This window comes from Rhodococcus sp. NCIMB 12038 (assembly GCF_002165735.1).
In the GTDB taxonomy this organism is placed as follows: Bacteria; Actinomycetota; Actinomycetes; order Mycobacteriales; family Mycobacteriaceae; genus Rhodococcus_F.
This window is the reverse complement of record NZ_NHML01000017.1, coordinates 56,270-72,347: the sequence shown is the minus strand read 5'-3', so window position 1 is coordinate 72,347 and position 16,078 is coordinate 56,270. Positions and strand designations below refer to the sequence as shown.

General features: G+C 68.0%; 18 protein-coding genes. 6 read left to right on the top strand and 12 right to left on the bottom strand.

Annotated features, from left to right (window positions below; genetic code table 11):
• Window positions 1-3 precede the first annotated feature (3 nt).
• From hsaB to hsaA, 4 genes are read right to left on the bottom strand one after another with little or no spacing between them, the layout of a single operon-like run.
• Entirely contained in the window at window positions 4-591 is a 588-nt protein-coding gene (gene hsaB, locus CA951_RS25395) for a 3-hydroxy-9,10-secoandrosta-1,3,5(10)-triene-9,17-dione monooxygenase reductase subunit (RefSeq protein WP_087559470.1), read from the bottom strand.
• A complete protein-coding gene (hsaC, locus tag CA951_RS25390) occupies window positions 588-1,490 on the bottom strand; it encodes an iron-dependent extradiol dioxygenase HsaC (protein ID WP_087559469.1) in 903 nt (300 codons plus the stop codon). The genes hsaB and hsaC overlap by 4 nt, the downstream gene beginning before the upstream one ends.
• Window positions 1,490-2,368 (bottom strand): 4,5:9,10-diseco-3-hydroxy-5,9,17-trioxoandrosta-1(10),2-diene-4-oate hydrolase, encoded by an 879-nt coding sequence (hsaD, locus tag CA951_RS25385; protein ID WP_087559468.1) that lies wholly within the window; start codon window positions 2,366-2,368, stop codon window positions 1,490-1,492. The genes hsaC and hsaD overlap by 1 nt, the downstream gene beginning before the upstream one ends.
• Before the next feature lie 8 nt (window positions 2,369-2,376).
• Entirely contained in the window at window positions 2,377-3,552 is a 1,176-nt protein-coding gene (gene hsaA / locus CA951_RS25380) for a 3-hydroxy-9,10-secoandrosta-1,3,5(10)-triene-9,17-dione monooxygenase oxygenase subunit (protein WP_087559467.1), read from the bottom strand.
• A gap of 190 nt (window positions 3,553-3,742) precedes the next feature.
• On the opposite strand from hsaA, the gene CA951_RS25375 reads away from it, so the two are divergent.
• The 3 genes from CA951_RS25375 to CA951_RS25365 all read left to right on the top strand — a co-directional run bounded on the left by CA951_RS25375 (window position 3,743) and on the right by CA951_RS25365 (window position 5,795).
• The gene (locus CA951_RS25375) at window positions 3,743-4,927 is read left to right on the top strand and encodes a Rieske 2Fe-2S domain-containing protein (protein ID WP_087559466.1); all 1,185 of its coding nucleotides are present in this window, start codon (window positions 3,743-3,745) and stop codon (window positions 4,925-4,927) included.
• Window positions 4,928-4,929: 2 nt separating this feature from the next.
• On the top strand, window positions 4,930-5,277 hold the full coding sequence (locus tag CA951_RS25370) for a hypothetical protein (RefSeq protein ID WP_087559465.1): 348 nt from the start codon (window positions 4,930-4,932) through the stop codon (window positions 5,275-5,277).
• 140 nt (window positions 5,278-5,417) lie between these two features.
• Window positions 5,418-5,795 (top strand): VOC family protein, encoded by a 378-nt coding sequence (locus tag CA951_RS25365; RefSeq protein WP_087559464.1) that lies wholly within the window; start codon window positions 5,418-5,420, stop codon window positions 5,793-5,795.
• Window positions 5,796-5,834: 39 nt separating this feature from the next.
• On the opposite strand, the gene dmpG is transcribed toward CA951_RS25365, so the two are convergent.
• From dmpG to CA951_RS25350, 3 genes are read right to left on the bottom strand one after another with little or no spacing between them, the layout of a single operon-like run.
• Entirely contained in the window at window positions 5,835-6,854 is a 1,020-nt protein-coding gene (gene dmpG, locus CA951_RS25360; protein WP_087559463.1) for a 4-hydroxy-2-oxovalerate aldolase, read from the bottom strand.
• A 44-nt stretch (window positions 6,855-6,898) separates the two neighbouring features.
• Complete coding sequence (locus tag CA951_RS25355; RefSeq protein ID WP_087559462.1) at window positions 6,899-7,801, bottom strand: acetaldehyde dehydrogenase (acetylating); 903 nt, start codon at window positions 7,799-7,801, stop codon at window positions 6,899-6,901.
• 10 nt (window positions 7,802-7,811) lie between these two features.
• On the bottom strand, window positions 7,812-8,597 hold the full coding sequence (locus tag CA951_RS25350; RefSeq protein ID WP_087559461.1) for a 2-keto-4-pentenoate hydratase: 786 nt from the start codon (window positions 8,595-8,597) through the stop codon (window positions 7,812-7,814).
• 147 nt (window positions 8,598-8,744) lie between these two features.
• Here CA951_RS25350 and kstD point away from each other — a divergent pair, with 147 nt between their 5' ends.
• From kstD to CA951_RS25335, 3 genes are all read left to right on the top strand, one after another.
• Entirely contained in the window at window positions 8,745-10,463 is a 1,719-nt protein-coding gene (kstD, locus tag CA951_RS25345; protein WP_087559608.1) for a 3-oxosteroid 1-dehydrogenase, read from the top strand.
• Entirely contained in the window at window positions 10,453-11,319 is an 867-nt protein-coding gene (locus CA951_RS25340; protein ID WP_087559460.1) for a MaoC/PaaZ C-terminal domain-containing protein, read from the top strand. Before kstD ends, CA951_RS25340 begins: the two co-directional genes overlap by 11 nt.
• A 198-nt stretch (window positions 11,320-11,517) precedes the next feature.
• On the top strand, window positions 11,518-12,018 hold the full coding sequence (locus tag CA951_RS25335; protein ID WP_012691616.1) for a C40 family peptidase: 501 nt from the start codon (window positions 11,518-11,520) through the stop codon (window positions 12,016-12,018).
• Here the strand turns inward: CA951_RS25335 and CA951_RS25330 are convergent.
• The 5 genes from CA951_RS25330 to CA951_RS25310 are packed head-to-tail and all read right to left on the bottom strand — an operon-like array spanning window position 11,997 to window position 15,972.
• Window positions 11,997-12,329, bottom strand: a complete 333-nt coding sequence (locus tag CA951_RS25330) for a hypothetical protein (RefSeq protein ID WP_087559458.1) — start codon at window positions 12,327-12,329, stop codon at window positions 11,997-11,999. The two genes, CA951_RS25335 and CA951_RS25330, sit on opposite strands and share 22 nt — an antisense overlap.
• On the bottom strand, window positions 12,326-13,570 hold the full coding sequence (locus tag CA951_RS25325; RefSeq protein WP_087559457.1) for a DUF58 domain-containing protein: 1,245 nt from the start codon (window positions 13,568-13,570) through the stop codon (window positions 12,326-12,328). The genes CA951_RS25330 and CA951_RS25325 overlap by 4 nt, the downstream gene beginning before the upstream one ends.
• A 13-nt stretch (window positions 13,571-13,583) precedes the next feature.
• Window positions 13,584-14,540, bottom strand: a complete 957-nt coding sequence (locus CA951_RS25320; RefSeq protein WP_087559456.1) for a MoxR family ATPase — start codon at window positions 14,538-14,540, stop codon at window positions 13,584-13,586.
• Window positions 14,537-15,019: a hypothetical protein gene (locus CA951_RS25315; RefSeq protein ID WP_087559455.1), complete on the bottom strand. Its 483-nt coding sequence runs from the start codon at window positions 15,017-15,019 to the stop codon at window positions 14,537-14,539. The genes CA951_RS25320 and CA951_RS25315 overlap by 4 nt, the downstream gene beginning before the upstream one ends.
• Window positions 15,001-15,972, bottom strand: a complete 972-nt coding sequence (locus CA951_RS25310; protein WP_087559454.1) for a DUF4129 domain-containing protein — start codon at window positions 15,970-15,972, stop codon at window positions 15,001-15,003. Before CA951_RS25310 ends, CA951_RS25315 begins: the two co-directional genes overlap by 19 nt.
• Window positions 15,973-16,078 lie beyond the last annotated feature (106 nt).

The window sequence follows — 16,078 nt, the reverse complement described above, 5'->3', positions numbered from 1 at the left end:
GCCTCAGAGCCAAGTGTCTTCCGACGACGTCGTGAGGAACGCCTCGAGGTCGTCGCGCCACGGCGCGGGCACGGTCTTGTCCGGTTCGATGCCGGTGTACTGACCGCGGTAGAACAGCAACGGCCGCTCCTCCCTGATCTCGCTCAGGGAGGAGACCCGGCCGAACACCACCCAGTGGTCCCCACCGTCGTGCACGCTCTCGAGCGAGCAGTCGACGTGGGCGAGCGAACCGGTGAGGATCGGCGAACCCAGCGGCGACGCCGTCCAGTCGATTCCGGCGAACTTGTCCGGTTCGCGGGACCCGAATCGGGCGCACGTCGACTGCTGCTCTTCGGCGAGCACGTTGACGCAGAACACGCCGCTGCGCTCGATCGCCGCCCACGACCGCGACGCCTTGGTCGGGCAGAACAGCACCAGCGGCGGTTCCAGTGACAGCGCGGCGAACGACTGGCAGGCGAACCCCACCGGTTCGCCGTCGTCGACGGTCGTGATGATGGTGACACCGGTGCAGAACTGGCCGAGCACGGTACGGAACCGTCGCGGATCGATCGCCTCGGCCGCGACGGCCCCGTCCTCGGTCACCTCGCTCACGGCTGCATCCCGACGCTGAAGTCGTGACCCCACAGGCTGACGGCCGTGCTCTCCCTCGCAATCCAGCTCTCGTCCTCGACCTGGCGTCCCTCGCAACCGAATTCGACGTCGAACCCGCCGGGCGTCTTCATGTAGAACGACAGCATCAGGTCGTTGACGTGACGACCGAGCGTGGCCGACATCTTGACCTTCTTGCGGAGCGCCCGGTCGAGGCACAACCCGACGTCGTCGGAGTTCTCGACCTCGATCATGAGATGCACGATGCCGCTGGGCGTGGGCATCGGCAGAAACGCGAGGCTGTGGTGACGCGGATTGCAGCCGAAGAACCGCAACCACGCCGGTTTGCCGTCCGCGGGCCGTCCGACCATCTGCGGGGGCAGCCGCATCGAGTCGCGCAGGCGGAAGCCGAGCACGTCGCGGTAGAAGCGCAGCGACGCGTCGTCGTCCGTCGTCGAGAGGACGACGTGCCCGAGACCCTGCTCACCGGTGACGAACTTGTGCCCGTACGGGCTGACCACCCGCCGGTGCTCGAGGGCTGCGCCGTGGAACGCCTCGAGCGTGTTGCCGGACGGGTCCTCGAACGTGATCAACTCGTCGACCCGGCGGTCCTGCAGTTGCTCTGCCGTGCCCTCCTTGAACGCGGCACCGGCCGCCGACAAGTTGTCGCGAACCTCCTGCAGCTCCGCCGCATTGGCTGTTTCCCAGCCCGACACCGACAGCCGGTCGTGTTCTCCGGGGACGATCACGAGACGCGCCGGAAAGTCGTCCATCCGCAGATACAGGGCGTCCGGGTCGGAGCCCTTGCCCTCGACCATGCCGAGCACCTTGAGGCCGTATTCGCGCCACGCGGCCATGTCGGTGGCCTCGATGCGCATGTACGCCAGTGAACGAATACTCATCACTTACCCCCGTCCAGGAGGAAATCGGTTGCCAGGCGGTTGAACTCGTCGAACTTCTCCAGCTGCGCCCAGTGCCCGCAGCCGCCGAAGACGTGCAACTGCGCCCGCGGGATCAACTTCAATGCCACCAGAGCCCCGTCGAGCGGGTTGACCCGGTCTTCGCGACCCCAGATCAGCAGCACCCGCTGCCGCAGCTTGTAGGCGTCGCGCCACAGCATGCCCAGTTCGAAATCGGCCGAGGAGAACGACTTTCCCATCGCCTTTGCCGCGGCGAGCGACTCGGGAGTGCTCGCGGCGGCGAACCGTTCGTCGATCAGTTCGTCGGTGATCAACTTCTGGTCGAACACCATGATCCGCAGGAACGCCTCGAGATTCTCCCGGGTGGGCTGGTAGCCGAACCTGCCGAGGTTCTTCACACCCTCGGTCGGGTCCGGGGCGAACAGGTTGACACTCAGCCCGCCCGGCCCCATGAGCACCAGCCGGCCGGCGCGGTCCGGGTAGTCCAGCGCGAAACGCACCGCGGCACCGCCCCCGAGAGAATTGCCGAGCAGGTGGACGCGTCCGCCGATGTCGAGGGTGTCGAGCAGATCCTTCAGCGCGGACGCACTGTGCACGAAGTACTGCGGGTGCTCGGTCGGCTTGTCCGACAACCCGTATCCCGGCTGATCGACGGCGAGCACGTGGAACTTCTCGGCGAGAACCGGGATGTTCCTGGCGAAGTTCGACCACGACGACGCACCCGGCCCGCCACCGTGCAGCAGCACGATCGTGGTGTCGTTGCCGACGCCGGCCTCGTGGTAGTGCAACCTCAGGTCGGGCCGGACCTGGGCGAACTTCGAGGTGGACTCGAACGTGAGGGCTTCTTCGGTCGTCGTCACGTGTTCTCCTAGACCATCGTGTCGGTGATGGGCAGCCCGAATTCGCCTGCCCCGTACATGACGTAGGCGCGCTCGGGATCGTTGGCGGCGTGGACGCGTCCGGCGTGCGCATCCCGCCAGAACCGCTGCAGCGGCGTGCCGTTGGCCAGCGCGGTGGCCCCCGAACTCTCGAACAGTTTGTCGATGGACGAAATGGCGCGGCCGGTTGCACGCACCTGGTCGCGACGCGCCCGCAGCCGCAGCTCGAACGGGACCTCCCGGCCGTCGACGAGCAGGGCGTATTCGTCGGCGACGTTGCCGGACAACTGGCGCCACGCGGCGTCGATGTCACTCGAGGCCTCGGCGATGCGGACCTTCGCGAACGGGTCGTCCTTCGCCTTCTCGCCTGCGAACGCCGCGCGGACCCGCTTGCCCTGGTGCTCGACGTGGGCGTCGTACGCGCCGTACGCCATTCCGACGATCGGCGCGGAGATGGTGGTGGGATGGATTGTTCCCCAGGGCATCTTGTACACGGGCGCGGTGTTGCGCTCGAGCCCGGGAGCGGTGAGGGTGCTCATCGCCTTGAAACTGAGCACGCGGTGCGTCGGGACGAACACGTCCTCGACCACGACGGTGTTGCTGCCGGTTCCGCGGAGCCCGACCACGTTCCACACGTCGTCGATCCGGTAGTCCTCGCGGGGAATCAGAAAGCTGACGAAGTCGACGGGGCGGCCGTCCTTGATGACGGGCCCGCCGAGCACCGCCCAGGTGGCGTGATCACAGCCGGACGACCAGGCCCACGCGCCGTTGACCGTGTATCCGCCGTCGACGACCTGGCCTGCGCCCATCGGCGCGTACGACGACGAGATGCGGACGTCGGTGTCGTTGCCCCACACGTCCTCCTGCGCCTGCTGGGAGAACAGCGCGAGGTGCCAGTTGTGGACACCGATGATCGACGAGACCCAGCCGGTGGAACCGCACGCGCTCGCGATCTTCCGCACCGCGGAGTAGAACAGCACCGGATCCGCCTGGTAACCACCCCACTGTTCGGGCTGAAGCAACCGGAAGAATCCGGTCTCCTGGAGCGCCTTCATGGAATCGTCGGGGATACGACGGAGATCCTCGGTCTCCTGCGCACGCTCTCGCAGCGTCGGCAGTAGTGCGTCGAGCCGCTGCATCACCTCGTGGCTGTCATGGTCACCCACAGGACGCTCCTGTCTCGTTCGATGGTTCACTTGTCTTCTGAGACTAGAACACGTTCCCTTTTATGTCGAGATACCGGCAAAGGTGCTGTTTGACGGCCCGGGTCTGGAACAAAGCCCCCGAAAATCTGGCGGATCGGGTCGAAGTTCTATAACGTGTTCTACTAACAGCATGAAGGGATGTGAGGGCACAATGGCGCAGATTCGCGAGATCGATGTGGGCACGGTCCAGACGCGCTTCGCGCGTGGTTGGCACTGCCTCGGTTTGACCAAGACGTTCAAGGACGGCAAACCGCATTCGATCGAGGCATTCGGCACCAAACTCGTCGTCTTCGCCGACAGCAAGGGCGAACTGAAGGTTCTGGACGCGTACTGCCGGCACATGGGCGGAGACCTGTCGCAGGGCACCGTGAAGGGCGATTCCGTGGCCTGCCCGTTCCACGACTGGCGCTGGGGCGGCAACGGCAAGTGCACCAGCATTCCCTACGCACGCCGGGTACCCCCGATCGCCCGGACCCGGGCATGGACCACGCTCGAGCAGAACGGTCAGCTGTTCGTCTGGAACGACCCGGAGGGCAATCCCCCGCCGGAGAACGTGACCATCCCCCGCATCGAGGGCGCCTACAGCGACGAGTGGACCGACTGGACCTGGAACTCGATGCTGATCGAGGGCTCCAACTGCCGCGAGATCATCGACAACGTGGTCGACATGGCGCACTTCTTCTACATCCACTACGCGTTCCCGACGTACTTCAAGAACGTCTTCGAAGGCCACGTCGCGACGCAGTACCTCAACACGAAGGGCCGCCCCGACGTCGGGATGGCGACTCAGTACGGCATGGAATCGCTGCTGCGCTCCGAGGCCGCGTACTACGGCCCGTCCTACATGATCAATCCGCTGTGGAACAGCTATGGCGGGTACGAGGTCGAGAGCGTCCTCATCAACTGCCACTATCCGGTGACGAACAATTCGTTCATGCTGCAGTACGGCGTCACCGTCAAGAAGCCGACCGGCATCGACGACGTGACGGCCGACAAACTGGCCGCGAAGTTCACCGAGGGCATCGCCGAGGGCTTCCTGCAGGACGTCGAGATCTGGAAGAACAAGACCAAGATCGACAATCCCCTGCTCTGCGACGAAGACGGTCCGGTCTACCAGCTGCGACGCTGGTACGACCAGTTCTACGTCGACGTCGCCGACGTCACCGACAAGATGACGCAGCGCTTCGAGTTCGAGGTCGACACCACCAAGGCCAACGAGGCCTGGCAGCACGAGGTCGAGGAGAACCTGGCCCGGCAGAAGGCCGAACGTGAGGCCGCCGAGGGGTCCGAGAACACGACCGCGGCGCGGTCCGACAGCAGGGAAGCGCAGGTCTGATCATGAGTGCCTCGACCGAATGGGCCAAAGCTCCCGACTTCGCCGGGCAGCCTGCTCGGCTCGAGGCCATTCATGCACAGACGGTGTCCGACAAGGCCACCTACCTCGACGACGGAATGAACGAAGTCGAGTGCCGTACGTGCGGAACCTGTGTGCTGGTGCGCAAGAACAGCCTCAAGCACACGAGCGTCCAGTGGACGGACGACCCCGCGAAGACGTGCCCGACATTCCGGGACGCCGTCGGCGAGGGAAAGTCCACCGCGCTCCGGGAAGGGTGCCCGCGGCTGTGGGACAGCATCGATCACGCGGTGATGGAGGGGTTCATCGACGTGCGAGATCGAGTCGAATAGTCGCCGGCGCCTACGCGCCCGGGTAGATCGCCCGATGTCACATTCGTGCTGTCAGGACCTGCACGAATGTCACATCGGGCGCTTAGGCTGGAATGTGCCGTCGGACGCGGCGGCGTCAGCCGAACCACCGGAGGCGTGCCATGACAGGCCGAATCGTGCACTTCGAGATCCCCTTCGACGATGGTGACCGCGCACGAGCGTTCTATCGGGACGCATTCGGGTGGGCCATCGCCGAGATCCCCGACATGGAATACAGCATGGTCACCACCGGCCCCGTCGGCGAGAGCGGCATGCCCGACGAACCCGGGTACATCAACGGCGGCATGATGGCTCGCGGCGAGGTGACCTCTCCCCTGGTCACCGTCGACGTCGACAGCATCGATGCGGCCCTGGAGAAGATCGAATCCCTCGGCGGGAAGACCGTCACCGGCAGGACCGCCGTCGGGAACATGGGTTTCGCCGCGTACTTCACCGATTCCGAGGGAAACGTCGTCGGGCTGTGGGAGACCGCCCGCTGACCCGTGAGTACTTGTTAACGTCCCGCGGTTAAGAAGTACTCACGGGCGCTCGCGCTGCAGTTCGAGCGCGATGTCGATGAGCTGATCCTCCTGGCCGCCGACGAGTTTGCGTTTGCCGGCGCGGACGAGGAGTTCGGCGGACGAGACGCCGTACCGTTCGGCCTGTCGTTCGGCGTGCTTGAGGAAGCTGGAGTAGACGCCGGCGTACCCCATCATCAGGGCCTGCCGGTCGAGGAGGCATTCGGCGGGCATCGCCGGGCGCACCACGTCCTCGGCGGCGTCGGCGATGGCGAAGAAGTCGATGCCCGTCTTGACGCCGATCTTGTCGCACACCCCGACGAACGCCTCGACCGGTGCGTTTCCGGCGCCGGCACCGAATCGTCGTGTACTGCCGTCGATCTGCTTGGCGCCTGCCCGGACCGCGGCGATCGAGTTGGCGACACCGAGGCCGAGGTTCTCGTGACCGTGGAAGCCGACCTGCGCGTCGGAGCCGAGTTCCTGCACCAGCGCTTCGACGCGGTCGGATACCTGCTCGAGGACGAGCGCGCCCGCGGAGTCGACGACGTACACGCACTGGCAGCCGGCGTCGGCCATGATGCGGGCCTGCACGGCGAGCTTCTCGGGTGGGATGGAGTGCGCCATCATCAGGAAGCCGACGGTCTCGAGGCCGCGGTCGCGGGCCAGCCCGAAGTGCTGGATGGACACGTCCGCCTCGGTGCAGTGGGTGGCTATGCGGCAGATCGACGCGCCGTTGTCCTGGGCGACGATAATGTCGTCCTTGATGCCGAGTCCCGGCAGCATCAGGAACGCGATCTTCGCGTTCTTCGCCGTGTCGACGGCGATCGAGATGAGTTCCTGCTCGGGCACCTTGGAGAACCCGTAGTTGAACGACGACCCACCGAGTCCGTCGCCGTGGGTCACCTCGATGACGGGAACCCCGGCGTTGTCGAGGGCACCGACGATGGCCCGGACCTCGTCACCGGTGAACTGGTGCCGCTTGTGGTGCGAACCGTCCCGCAGGGAGGTGTCGGTGACGCGGATGTCCCAGCTGCTGCGCATATTTCCCGTCGCTCCGCTCGCCCCTTCGAAATGGACCATTGTGCTCATGCCTCCACACTCAGGAGCTTCTGGGCGATCTCCTCGCCCACCTTGGTTGCCGCGGCGGTCATGATGTCGAGGTTGCCCGCGTACGGCGGCAGGAAGTCGCCTGCACCCTCGACCTCGACGAACGTCGTGACCGTCGCCTGCCCGCCCGACACGACGCTCGGGTCGTCGAACTGGGGTTCGTTCAGGAGCCGGTAGCCGGGGACGTACTGCTGGATGTCCGCGACGACGCGGTGGATGGACTCGGTGATGGCGGCGCGGTCGGCGTCCTCGGGGATCGCGCAGAAGATCGTGTCGCGCATGATCATCGGCGGGTCGGCGGGGTTGAGGATGATGATGGCCTTGCCGCGTTGCGCTCCGCCGATGGTCTCGATGCCGCGGCTGGTGGTCTTGGTGAACTCGTCGATGTTGGCGCGGGTGCCCGGGCCCGCGGAGACGGACGCCACCGACGCGACGATCTCGGCGTAGGGCACGTCGACGACGCGGGAGACGGCGTACACGATCGGGATCGTGGCCTGACCGCCGCACGTGATCATGTTGACGTTGGGGGCGCCGAGGTGTTCGCGCAGGTTGGCGGGCGGGACCACGGCCGGTCCGACGGCGGCGGGGGTGAGGTCGACGGCGCGGATGCCCGCGGCCTCGTACCGCGGTGCTGCCTCTCGGTGCACGTACGCCGACGTGGCCTCGAAGACGAGGTCGGGTTTCTCCGCCTGGTTCAGCAACCAGTCGACGCCCTCCGCGGACGTCTCCAGCCCCATCTTGCGGGCCCGCGCCAGGCCCTCGCTCTCGGGGTCGATCCCGATCATCCAGCGCGGTTCGAGCCACTCGGATCGCTGCAGCTTGTAGAGCAGGTCGGTGCTGATGTTGCCCGAGCCGACGATCGCCACACTTGCCTTGGTCATGAACAGACTCCTACTTGAACTGCAGGGATACGGATCCGAGCCCACTGAACTCGGCGCGGAAGTGATCGCCCGGGTGCGCGTCGATGGCGCGGGTGCAGGAGCCGGGCAGCACGATGTCGCCGGCCTTCAACCGGACGCCGAAGCTCTCGACCTTCTGCGCGAGCCAGGCGACGGCGGTCACCGGGTTGCCGAGCACCGCGTCGCTGCGGCCCTCAGCCTTGACCTCGCCGTTGCTCGTCAGGACGGCGTCGATGGCCTTGATGTCGATGTCCGCCGGTCGCACCCTGTTCTTGCCGAGCACGAAACCGGCGGACGACGCGTTGTCGGCGATCGTGTCCGGCAAGGTGATCTTCCAGTCGGTGATCCGGCTGTCGATCAGTTCGATGGACGGCGCGAACGCCACGGTGGCGTCGAGGACGTCCTGTTCCGTGCAGCCCTCGCCGGGGAGATCGGCGCCCAGCACGAACGCGACCTCCACCTCGACGCGCGGGAAGCAGAACCGGGCGGTGTCGACGGGTTGGTCCTCGAACACTTCCATGTCGGCGAGCAGGTGGCCGTAGTCGGGTTCGTCGACACCCATCATCTGCTGCATGGCGAGCGACGACAGGCCCACCTTGTGCCCGACGACCTTCGCGCCGTCCTGCAGCCGGCGCCGGATGTTGAGGAGCTGGATCTCGTAGGCGTCGACGACGTCGATGTCGGGGTGGTCCGCGGTCAGGGGACCAATGGGAGCGCGGCTGCGTTCCGCGGCGTCGAGCTGATCCGCCAACTCGGTGCGTAGTTGCGTCGAGAGCATGGTTCGATGCCTTCCCTGAAGTTCGTTTGCGTGCGCACGCCGACCGGTTTTCACTGCAACGTGTTTCGTTCTTCTTCGTTGGCGTCAGTAATACTTCCTGGCAGAAAGGATGGACTGACAACACCATCATTCTATAACGTGTTCTACATGAGCAAGCACGAATACGACATCGTGGTCGTCGGTAGCGGTGCCGGTGGTATGACCGCGGCCCTGACCGCGGCCCACAAGGGACTCAGCGTCGTCATCCTCGAAAAGGCAGCGCACTTCGGTGGCTCCACCGCACGCTCCGGCGGTGGCGTCTGGATCCCGAACAACGAGGCCCTGATCGCCGCAGGCGTCGAGGACACCACCGACGCCGCGCGGACCTACCTCCACAGCATCATCGGCGACGTCGTCCCGAAGGACCGGATCGACGCCTACATCGACCGCGGCCCCGAAATGCTGTCGTTCGTGTTGAAGAACAGCCCGCTGAAACTGCAGTGGGTGCCCGAATACTCCGACTACTATCCCGAGGCCCCCGGCGGACGGCTCGGCGGACGGTCCGTCGAGCCAACCCCGTTCGACGGCCGGAAACTCGGCGCCGACCTCGCGAAGCTCGAACCCGACTACGTCAAGGCCCCGTCGAATTTCGTGATCACCCAAGCCGATTACCGCTGGCTGAACCTGCTGATGCGCAACCCGCGCGGTCCGCTGCGGGCCGCCCGGGTCGGGCTCCGGTTCCTCGGCGCCAAACTCACCGGCAAGCGCCTGCTCGTCCGCGGTCAGGCCCTCGTCGCCGGACTGCAGGCCGGGCTGAAGGCCGCAGGCGTCCCGATCCTGCTCGACACCCCGCTCACCGACCTGTACGTGGAGGACGGCGTGGTCCGGGGCGTCAACGCCACGGTCGACGGACAGCCGCAGGTGTTCCGGGCAAGACGCGGCGTGGTGATCGCGTCGGGCGGATTCGAGCACAACGACGAGGCCCGCAAGAAGTACCAGCGGGCGCCGATCGGCACCGAGTGGACCGTCGGCGCGAAGGCCAATACGGGCGACGGCATCTGGGCCGGCGAAAAGCTCGGTGCCGCTCTCGATCTGATGGAGGACGCCTGGTGGGGGCCGTCCATCCCGCTGACCGGCGGACCGTGGTTCGCGCTGTCCGAGCGGAGCCTGCCCGGCTGCATCATGATCAACGAATCCGGCAAGCGCTTCGTCAACGAATCGGCACCGTACGTCGAGGCGACGCATGCGATGTACGGCGGGACACACGGCCAGGGCGACGGGCCCGCCGAGAACGTCCCGTGCTGGCTCGTCCTCGATCAGCGGTACCGCGACCGGTACGCGTTCGCCGGCGTCACCCCGCGGTCGCCGTTCCCGGGTCGCTGGCTGAAGGCCGGTGTCATCGTCAAGGCGGGCACCGTCGCCGAACTGGCCGGGAAGATCGGCGTGCCCGTCGACGCGCTCACCGAAACGGTCTCGCGTTTCAACACTTTCGCCCGCAGCGGCAAGGACGAGGACTTCGGCCGCGGTGAGAGCGGATACGACCACTACTACGGCGATCCCCGCAACAAGCCGAACCCGAGCCTCGGCGCACTCCAGAAGGCGCCGTTCTTCGCCGTCAAGATGGTTCCGGGCGATCTCGGCACCAAGGGCGGACTCCGCACCGACCGCAACGCCCGCGTTCTCCGACAGGACGGCAGCACCATCGAGAACCTCTACGCGGTGGGCAATGCCAGCGGTCCGGTGATGGGCCACACCTACGCAGGCCCCGGCGCGACCATCGGTCCGGCGATGACGTTCGGCTACCTCGCGGTCCTCGATATCCTCGAGAAGTCCGCCCAGTCCGACTCGCCGACGTCACTGACCGGAGACGCCACCAATGCCCATTGATCCGAACATCGCCATCGGGGCCGAACTACCCACCCAGGAGTTCTCCTGGACCAGTTCCGACGTACAGCACTACCACCTCGCTCTCGGCGCCGGGTCGCGCCCGCTCGACGAGAAGGAGTTGCGCTACCTGACCGACGGGACACCGCAGGTGCTTCCGACGTTCGCCACGGTCGCGGCGAATTTCCACGCCACCGAGGCGCCGAGCGTGTCGTTCCCGGGAGTCGAGATCGACCTCGCCAAGGTCGTCCACGGCACCCAGGAAGTGATCGTGCACCGGCCGATTCCCCCGGAGGGCAAGGCCCGCACCACCACCCGCATCGCCGAGGTGTGGGACAAGGGCAAGGCCGCCGTCATCGTGCAGGAATCGGCGACCACCGACCTCGACGGCACTCCCCTCTGGACCGGGCGGTCGTCCATCTTTGCCCGCGGCGAAGGCGGTTTCGGCGGCGAGCGGGGACCGTCCCAGTCCGTCACCTTGCCCGACCGGCCCGCCGACGCCGAGGTCGACACCCCCGTCCTTCCGCAGCAGGCGCTGATGTACCGGATGTGCGGTGATCGCAACCCCCTGCATTCCAACCCGAAGTTCGCTTCCGCCGCAGGGTTTCCCGCCCCCATCCTGCACGGCCTGTGCACCTACGGCATGGTGTGCAAGGCGGCCGTGGACGCGGTCCTCGACTCGGACGCAGCGCAGGTCGCGGGGTTCCGGGTCCGGTTCGCCGGCGTCGTGTTCCCCGGCGAGACCCTGCACACGCGGATCTGGAAGGAACAGGGCAGACTCCTCATCTCGGCGACGGTCCCCGAGCGTGATCACGCCCCGGCCCTGGCCGACGTGGTGCTGACCCTGTCCGGCGGGTGACAGTTACCGAAACTTGACCGAATTCGCCCAGTTCGGGCGGATATTCGCAATTGCCAGGCACGACGCCGCAACCCTTTGTACGCTTTCCGTGACCTCATCGAGACGTGTCAACCGATGGTCGGGGCGGTTCCACGGCTCTTCACGAGCAGTAGCGAACAAAGGGGGGACCTCGTGTCCCAGCGCAGACCTCTCCGTCCCGTGCGCCGTGCCGCCGTTGCCGGTGCTCTCGCGTTCTGTGCGACAGCTCTCGTCGCTCTTCCCGCGAACGCCGCACCGGTGGCGGGCAGTTCCGACAGCGGCAGCACCGGCGGCAGTTCGATGGGTTCTTCCGTCCTCCCGACGCCCATCCCCACTCCGACAGGGCTGGCCGCGCTCGCGGCCGCGACGACCCAGACGGGCAAGCCCTATCTGTGGGGTGGGACGGGTCCCGACGCGTGGGACTGCTCGGGCCTCGTGCAATGGGCATTCCGGCAGGCCGGGGTGAACCTGCCACGCACCACCTGGGAGCAGGCCGAGGTCGGCGCCCCCATTCCGCTGTGGGCGCTGGCTCCCGGCGACATCGTCGTTCTCAACGACGACGCGTCCCACATCGGTATCTACGCGGGCTTCGGCCAGGTCTTCAACGCGTACGGACGCGGCGTGCCGGTGGGTCTGGCGCCGCTGTCGCAGTTCCACATCTACGGCATCCGCCGGTTCTGACGGTCGCCCGTGACGGTATGGCCGGCGAAGTACGGCCACACCGCGACGACGAACAGCACCACCACCGCGACCGGTCCGAGCAGGGCCGCCCACGCGGGCACATCCGGCAGAGCCGCCGCGAGAACCGCCACGGCGCCGGCGGCGACCGCCCCCAGCAAGAGCGTCGGGATTCCCCGGGCGGGGCCGACGTAGGCGACGAGCAGCAATGCCGTCGCCGCGACCCCGGCAGCGGCCGCCGCGGGCGCGGACGCGTCGCCCAGCACGAGCGCGACCAGCGCCCCCTGCACCGCGAGCACCGCAACCCATCTCATCGGTGCGCTCCCGACAGCCTGCGGGCCCGGTCGGCGAGGGCCAGCGCCAGATCCAGTGCGGAATCGTCCTCCCACGCCACCACCGGGACCCCGAGAACACCCATGTTCCGGTACATGTTCCGCCGTTCGAGCCGCCACATCCGGCCGGTCATCGGATCGAGTTCGTGCTCGAACGGCGGACCGCGGAGGACATCGACGGCCACGACCACGTGACCGCGCCGCCGTAACTCCAGCAAAGACAGCGCGAACCCGGTGTCCAGCATGGTGGAGAACGCGATGACCACCGCCCGCGGCGGCAACGCGACCCGCGGAACCAGCGTGCCCTCAACTGCGCCGCCAGCGTCGATCGAGGGGGCGCCTCCGGCGTCCAGGACCGTGTCGAGGATCCGGTAGAACTGCCTGCGCCCGATGTCGGCGCCGAGCCACCGCAGCCGGAGACCGTGGGCGACGACGCCCGCCCGATCGCCGCGCTGCAGGGCCGTCTGTACCACCTGCGTCACCCCGCGGACGGTGCGGTCCAGACTCTCCGACGCCGGTCCGGGCGCCTGCGGGGTGGTGTCGAGGACGGCGACGACGTCGGCGGCGCGGTCCATGATCCGTTCGGTCACGTGCAGCCTGCCGCGCCGGGCGCTGACGGGCCAGTTGACGCTGCGCAGCGGATCTCCCGGGGCGTGCGGCCGGATGTCGCCGCACTCGACACCCGAACCGAATCGTCGGGTGCGGTGCGCGCCGATGCGGTCCGGAAGCGGGGCGTGCGGGAGTGGCGTCGGCATCGGCGGTGCGAGCGGAAAGATCCGCAGTTCCGTGACCGGAACCCGCGCCGTCGCGGTCAGCAGGCCGCCGCCCGCGCGCGCCGTGACGATCAGGGCGGGTGCGTATCGACCCCACCGGTCCGCCGACACCAGGTACTCGCCGACACCGGTCTGCTCGACCCGGTAGTTGTCGGAGGACGCCGGTACCACCGCCAGTTCCGCGGCGCCGCCGCACGTCGTCACGTCCACCGAGAACCGCACCGACTCGGATTGGAAGCACCGCAGCACGTCGCCCGAACTGTCGACCCGCACTCCGGTGGCCGGTCGCGGCAACCACGTCAGCGCACCGAGCGCGCCCAGCATCGGGGCGGCGAACACCATCAGTTCCCACCACCGCCCCACGACACCCGCAGTCAGTGCCACGGCCGCGCACGTCGTCAGGGCGAGGGCGGCCGGCGACGCCCGCCACGTCAGCAGGTGCTCCGTCATTGTTCCCTCGGCGTCATCGTGCCCTCGGCGCGGGGAGGCGGCGCAACAGTTCCGCGAGGACGTCGTCGCTGCGGATGCGGCGCACCCACATCTCGGGCCGCAGGCTGATGCGGTGCGCGACGGCGGGTACGGCCAGCGCCTTGATGTCCTCGGGAATGACGAAGTCCCGGCCGGCGAGGAGGGCCCGTGCCCGCGCCAGTTGGACGAGGTCGAGTTCGGCGCGGGGACTGGCCCCGACCTCGACCTGCGGGTGGTGCCGGGTGGCGTTCGCGAGTGCGACGACGTACCCGAGCACGTCGTGATGAACACTCACCTGCTCGAGCGACTCCCGCATCGCCAGGAGGTCGGCGGCATCGACCACCTGCTCGACGACGACGGCGGCGGATCCCCTGTCGAGCCGTCGGCGCAGCATCTCGTGCTCGTCGGTCTCGGTGAGGTACCCCAGTCTCAGCCGGAGCGTGAACCGGTCCAGCTGCGCCTCGGGCAGCGGGTAGGTGCCCTCGTATTCGATGGGGTTGTCGGTGGCGAGCACGACGAAGGGACGCGGCAGGATCCGGGTGGTGCCGTCGACGCTGACCTGCCCCTCGGCCATGGCCTCGAGCAGCGCGGCCTGGGTCTTGGGCGGGGTGCGGTTGATCTCGTCGGCCAGCAGCAGGTTGGTGAAGATCGGGCCCGGGCGAAACTCGAACCGTCCCGACGGCATGTCGTAGATGGTGGCGCCGAGCAGGTCGGCGGGCAGCAGGTCGGGGGTGAACTGGACGCGTGTGAAGTCGAGCCCGAGAGCGGCGGCGAAAGAGCGGGCCACCAACGTCTTTCCGAGTCCGGGCAGGTCCTCGATGAGCACGTGTCCGCCCGCGAGCACGGCGAGCAGGATCGACGTGAGTTCGTCGTGCTTGCCGACCACCGCCCGTTCGACCTCCGCCAGCACGGCGTGGGCGCGCGCGGTGGTGACCTCGGCGGGCATCGTCACAGCTGCTCCAGTCGTTGCAGGATCCGGTCGAGGACGTCCCGGCCGGGACCGGGCTCCGTCCTGTCGAAGCGCTGGACGCCGTCCGGATCGACCCACCGCCACAGGTCGCCGAAGAACACCTCACCCGCCGCGGCGGTGTCGGCGGGGTCGAGTCCCTGTCGCTGTCCGGTGGACTGCTGGAATTCGCGCGCCAGCAGCGGACGCAGATGGTGGTCCCAGTCGCCGCGCGTACCGTCCGCCCAGCTGATCAACGATTCCGTCCGCGCCATCCAGCGGGCCGTCGCCTCGGCCCGTTCCGCTTCCAGGCCCGACATCTCGTCGTCGACGTCCGCCGGTGCCATCCGTCGCCGAATCTCGAAGAGCACCAGTGCGGTCACCGCTCCCGCGATCAGCACGGCGGCGCCGTACCGGCCCGCGGCCACCAGCGGGACCTCCACGGCCAGTACCGCTGCGACACCGATTACGGCGACGGCGAGCATGCGTCACTCCCCAGGTCGTCGAGCACGCGCCGGAGCAGGTCCGCGGCCTCGTCACGATGATGTTCGTCCATCGGATGCAGGCTGAACCGCGCCTCCGAGAACAGCCGCACCAACGGCGCCGCCGCCTCGAAGCGCAGCGCTCCGAGTTGCACTGCGCGCGCCAGCACTTCGGACGGTGTGTCCGAATCCCGCGGTTCGGCACCCGGCGCCGTCCGCAACGCGTCTTCCATCGCCGCGTAACTGGCGATGATAGCTTCGCGCGGCGGCAGACTGGGCGCCACGACCACGGCGAGACCTTCCTCCGCGGCCCGGGCCAACGACTGCGCGCCCGCCGGAGCGCCGGGGGAACTCGCCGCCGTCCAGGCGCCGACGCGGGACTTCAGGGGACGCCGCGCCACGCCACCGAGGATCAGCACCGTTACCAGGATCGGTCCGACAATCGCTGCCGCGGTCCACAATTCCGCGAGATCCTCGCGGGCCTCGGCGACCGCGTCGGGCGGCGGGACCGTCTCGCCGGGCACCACCTGGTCGGTTCGGTCAGTCCCCTCGTCGGCGGCCTGGGTCGTCGCGCGCTGACGGTCGAGGGGTTCGTCGCCGCGGACGGATCCGAGGAGGAACGCCGCGGCCACCAGAAGCGAGGCGAACACCGCCCACCCGACCACGTGCCGGCGCGAGACCGAAGCCCCGGTGTTCCCGGTCGGCCCGACCGTCGGCGGGTCGGGGGCGACCCGCGGACGTCCGCCGCGCACGGCCGACGCGAGCGCCACGGCCGCGACGACGACGGCGATCGCCGAGAGGACGACCAACGCCCGCGTCGCTCCCGCACCCGGCTCCGCCGTCGTGGCGGGGGTGTCGGGCGCGGGGACCGCCCTGACCACAAGGGTGACCGTCACGACGGCCGCCAGCAGGGCGACCGTGTGGACGACCCTGCTCATCACGCGACGGTCCGGCATCCTCACTCCCGAGTTGCCCCTCCATCGTGACACGCGGAGACGTAGAAAATCTCTCGTTCACGGCGGCGGACGGCGCAGCATGTTCGGGACGCACCCGTCCACGAAG

What these genes read in the sequence shown, in the direction of transcription:
- hsaC (WP_087559469.1), bottom strand. Translation starts at nt 1,490, where the DNA reads ATGAGTATTCGTTCACTGGCGTACATGCGCATCGAGGCCACCGACATG.
- CA951_RS25310 (WP_087559454.1), bottom strand. Translation starts at nt 15,972, where the DNA reads ATGCCGGACCGTCGCGTGATGAGCAGGGTCGTCCACACGGTCGCCCTG.
- CA951_RS25330 (WP_087559458.1), bottom strand. Translation starts at nt 12,329, where the DNA reads ATGAGATGGGTTGCGGTGCTCGCGGTGCAGGGGGCGCTGGTCGCGCTC.
- CA951_RS25350 (WP_087559461.1), bottom strand. Translation starts at nt 8,597, where the DNA reads ATGCTCTCGACGCAACTACGCACCGAGTTGGCGGATCAGCTCGACGCC.
- CA951_RS25315 (WP_087559455.1), bottom strand. Translation starts at nt 15,019, where the DNA reads ATGCTCGCCGTCGCCGTAATCGGTGTCGCAGCGGTACTGGCCGTGGAG.
- CA951_RS25375 (WP_087559466.1), top strand. Translation starts at nt 3,743, where the DNA reads ATGGCGCAGATTCGCGAGATCGATGTGGGCACGGTCCAGACGCGCTTC.
- CA951_RS25325 (WP_087559457.1), bottom strand. Translation starts at nt 13,570, where the DNA reads ATGACGGAGCACCTGCTGACGTGGCGGGCGTCGCCGGCCGCCCTCGCC.
- CA951_RS25340 (WP_087559460.1), top strand. Translation starts at nt 10,453, where the DNA reads ATGCCCATTGATCCGAACATCGCCATCGGGGCCGAACTACCCACCCAG.
- kstD (WP_087559608.1), top strand. Translation starts at nt 8,745, where the DNA reads ATGAGCAAGCACGAATACGACATCGTGGTCGTCGGTAGCGGTGCCGGT.
- CA951_RS25365 (WP_087559464.1), top strand. Translation starts at nt 5,418, where the DNA reads ATGACAGGCCGAATCGTGCACTTCGAGATCCCCTTCGACGATGGTGAC.
- dmpG (WP_087559463.1), bottom strand. Translation starts at nt 6,854, where the DNA reads ATGCGCAGCAGCTGGGACATCCGCGTCACCGACACCTCCCTGCGGGAC.
- CA951_RS25355 (WP_087559462.1), bottom strand. Translation starts at nt 7,801, where the DNA reads ATGACCAAGGCAAGTGTGGCGATCGTCGGCTCGGGCAACATCAGCACC.
- CA951_RS25370 (WP_087559465.1), top strand. Translation starts at nt 4,930, where the DNA reads ATGAGTGCCTCGACCGAATGGGCCAAAGCTCCCGACTTCGCCGGGCAG.